Genomic DNA, 3,773 nt, shown 5'->3' with positions numbered 1-3,773 from the left:
TCGAACATTTGCAGGCCGAGCACTTTGATATGGCATGCACGCGGGGGGCGCGGCAACCCACTGGTGCTGGTAGGTGCTTGGGGGACCCTTCGCCGATACAACTTGGTGGCCCCCTTGGGAATTTGAGCCTCTCGGGAGCGAGCGCGGTCAGCCCGTCCTCGAAGACTGAGGCTGGCCACCATCGCTTGCGACGCCCTCTTACAGGGTAGCTACAGGCCAACGGAATGCACACATTCGAGCGGCACATCACCTCACTGCGGTCGCAAGCGCTTGCGGTGCTTGCAGCCAATCAGGCCCGCGCGGCCGATCAGTCTTTGAGCCAAGCAGATCGCCAAGTCGCGACGTTTAATGCCGAGGATGCTCGGGCAGTGCTAGGCATACTCGACAGCTTGAAGCCCAACCTCGGGCCGGAAGAGGCACGGAAGATCACTGCGCGCATACGAACGCTTCTAGAGTGGGATGATTGAGTGCCAACCGGCTCGGGTGGGGTTCCTATGAGACTTTCGCAAGCGCGGCGCCCGTGCTGCTTAGATAGGGATGTTAGCAAAGTCTCGTGACACCCGGAGAGCGGAGGGATGACTAAGGTCACCGTCCACAAGGTTTTTCTTTACGAACCTCAGGAAGACGAGCCGCTTGTTTCTCGGCGAATGGCGACTCGCGATGGCGCTGCCGCCATGTGCGGGTTAGTCATAGAAGGCACTGGGTTCGTAATAGACGCAACAGACCTTGAGACGGGAAACCAATGGACTGCGCTGGACTTCGAGCCAGTCCCTGCGGGCCGCGAGAAAACCTAACCAAATCAATCGGAGCAACGCGCGACACCGGGTCAACAGGTGGGCAACCTGTAATGCGAGCGTCGCGCGTTGCAATTCAGAAAGGGGCTCGCCTCAAATTAGCTCGCATTCCTACTAACGAGATGTCCCTGCCAGCTTCTGATAATCGATGTATGACCGAGCGGGCTGACGAGAAGCTGTCGAGACAATCCGGAGCGGGAAATTTTGCGACCGCCAACATTCGAGAGATAATGATGCGGGTTCCTGAAAAGCACACGGCGCGCGTTCCGCAGAGGGTGCCAGGGTGCGCGCGCCGTGTGTAGGCCCGCGAGGCGCTCCGCCAGTCAATGACATCACGAAATAACTGGCCGTCCCTGCGACCTCGGACAGTGCCATGATGCTCGCGATAGCTGACGAAAGGCTGACGGACTGTCTTGCTTCAATCACGACCGACAGGCTGCCAGGACTCCAAGATTACTCTCTCATCGTGTCCCCGAATGAGGTGCCCCAGCGCGGGCAGCATGTCGGGGCGAGACATTGGGCTAGCCAGAAATCGAGCCACGACTCGATCATTATGACCGTGAAAATGTAGAGCAACATCACGCACCAAAAGTTGGTTCGGGCTTTGAGGTGCAGAAACACGCTCGAGGAAACGGCAGTTGCCGCCCCTAGCCTTCAAGAAACTCTCACGTTCTAAAACAGCAACCAAATTACCGCCGCAACCAACGGCGGTCCATTGTAAAGAGAGCAACTTCACTCCGTAACTTTCCGGGGAACGGCTGGTCATTCAGGTGGTGACGCGCCCCGGGTGCCAAGAATTAGCGGCGCGCCAGCGCATCGGCCTAGAATCATCAGGCAACCAAGGCTCTGAGCTTTTCCTTCCACTCCCTCGAATGCACGATGCGCGCCTTTTGGAGGGATGCGTCGAGAATTTGTTTCTTAGACAGCTGTGAAGCAGCCTCCCAATCGCGTCCGAATACATAGATTGCATTGTCACGAGGGATGCTTTCAAGCACAACTATCCCTCGGGATTTGAATTCATACGCAATGTAGTCGCTAAAACCGTTCACCCCCACGTATATTGTGGTTGGTCCAAGTGAAACCAGCGTTTCCTGTCTGTCTTGGATAATCGCCGCAACACTATCGGATGCCCTGCGCAAAGCGAACGTGATATGCGTTTTCATCCTGCTCCATGGATACTAGCCAGGAGGCAGAAGTTTCCAGTTGATTTGCTCAATGTGTGGGGGGATTAGCGATCTTAGATCGGTAGCTGTTAATTCGCAGTAACCGAGCAACTCAAGGAATAGATTGATGACATGCTTTACATCTTCTGCTTCATCAACGTCAATGGTCGGTGAGACGATCAGGATGCGGGAATTTATTCGCTTCAAAGAAACCTGTATCGAAGGGGGCGGTGTAAGGATACGTGGATAGCATTGTGATGGATGTCCCTGAACTCCTCTCGCTCTTCCGTTTGTCCTCTTCCTGACCACTGTTTCCACTTCCAGCTGACCGTTCTGATGTAACGCGACTCTTTCGGTTTTGTTTTGTCATGCCGCCACCTTCCTTCTGCGTTGAATCGAGAGGCCGGCCCCCGGATCGGTGGAAGCAGAGTCGTGCCGTCAGAGGCAGCCTCCGGGAATCCTGCGCGGACTAGGGCGGCGGTATCGTTTGAAACGTCGGCTACGATTTTGACGGACGTCCCGGCAGCTATCGGTCTTGTGTAACGATCGAGATTATGAATTCGTGTTTTCTTAATGCGCATTTGGTGCCTCGGGTTTCGATGACTACCATAACGCGTGTGAGCAAGGAGAGACAATCTACCTGTTTTGGTCTTTGCGAACCTGGCTGGCGCGCCGCTAGCACTGGTGCACTGTCTCTTGCAAGCACGCTGTCATTTCAGACAGGTGCGTCCCACTCTAATATGAGCGCATGATCGCCGCGGTGGAGGGCTCTCCTATGCAGCGCTATTATTTCCCGATTATCCACAACGGTCGCCTTCAGCCGGACGGCGAGGGTGAGATGTTCGGCTCGGCAGATCTCGCGAGTCAGTATGGCGCCAGTGTTGCTCGGGATATCGGCGGCGATCCTGACTACAATCCCGTTAGCGAAACTGTCGTGCTGGTCTTTGATGGCGAAGGCACAGAGATCGCGCGGCACGTGGTTGTTGGTTTGTGATCTCGCCGCGGCGAGCGATTACCGCGTCACCCGAACATCGCCATTGTCTTCTCCGATGGGCCTCTCACCATCAAAATCTGAGTGGGCGAGTAGGGCGCCGATGCCAAACAGCACCATGCCTCCAATCCAGATCAGTGCGGTGGCAGCAAGAAGCGCAGAGGTGCCGACACCAATCGAGCCTGTGAGGCCAAACAGGGTGCCGTCGTTGAACAACAGTCCAACGACGCCCCAGAGCCAGAACAGTCCGCTTAATATGATGCGCCCCGAACTCTGATGGCTTCTGAGTCGGAACGTGCGTTCCCAACTCTCTTTGCGCTTGAACAGCCCCATCTACGTTCCTATTGATGGGCGCCGTAGCGATTGCCGGTTCTGGAGTTCACATAAGTCCCGCCGCGATGAGATGAGCCGGAGCCCCCAGCGAAGCTCCCCCCGTGGCTGCTTGTGTGATGTCCGCCGCCGTAACTGACGCGGCCTCCGTGCGATCCGCCGCGCGCGAAAGCGCACTCGTTATGAGCCAGAAACATCACCACAGCGGTCAAGATTCCCAGTGTCTTCGTCATCTTCATATCCTTCTGGAGGCTAGGGACATTCGGGCAATGCGAGAAGGTTGTCGTTGTAGTAACCGTCTGCGTGAGAACTTGCTGTTGGGCCCGTTGACGACACCGACTTCGGCGCCTTTCCCACCCACCATCGTGAAGAAGGTGTTTGAGCCTTGTTCGATGGAGAGGATCACCTGCGATCTGGGCTGACGTGCCCCCGCCAAATTAGGCCAGTTTGAACTGGAATTTTCCATTTATGATCCCCTGACGGGGACGAGGAGAG

General features: G+C 56.2%; 3 protein-coding genes. 1 reads left to right on the top strand and 2 read right to left on the bottom strand.

From position 1 onward, the window contains the following. Positions 1–1,624: 1,624 nt before the first annotated feature. Positions 1,625–1,957: a hypothetical protein gene (locus AC5ZFO_RS47435; protein ID WP_496124190.1), complete on the bottom strand. Its 333-nt coding sequence runs from the start codon at positions 1,955–1,957 to the stop codon at positions 1,625–1,627. 775 nt (positions 1,958–2,732) lie between these two features. Between AC5ZFO_RS47435 and AC5ZFO_RS47430 the strand changes: the two genes are divergently transcribed. Next, the gene (locus AC5ZFO_RS47430; protein ID WP_283023208.1) at positions 2,733–2,951 is read left to right on the top strand and encodes a DUF6894 family protein; all 219 of its coding nucleotides are present in this window, start codon (positions 2,733–2,735) and stop codon (positions 2,949–2,951) included. An 18-nt stretch (positions 2,952–2,969) separates the two neighbouring features. Here the strand turns inward: AC5ZFO_RS47430 and AC5ZFO_RS47425 are convergent, their stop codons facing one another. Continuing rightward, complete coding sequence (locus AC5ZFO_RS47425; protein WP_283023209.1) at positions 2,970–3,281, bottom strand: hypothetical protein; 312 nt, start codon at positions 3,279–3,281, stop codon at positions 2,970–2,972. Positions 3,282–3,773: the final 492 nt, after the last annotated feature.

It is taken from the genome of Bradyrhizobium sp. Unk1 (genome assembly GCF_059512345.1).
This window is presented reverse-complemented; position numbering and strand designations above follow the sequence as displayed.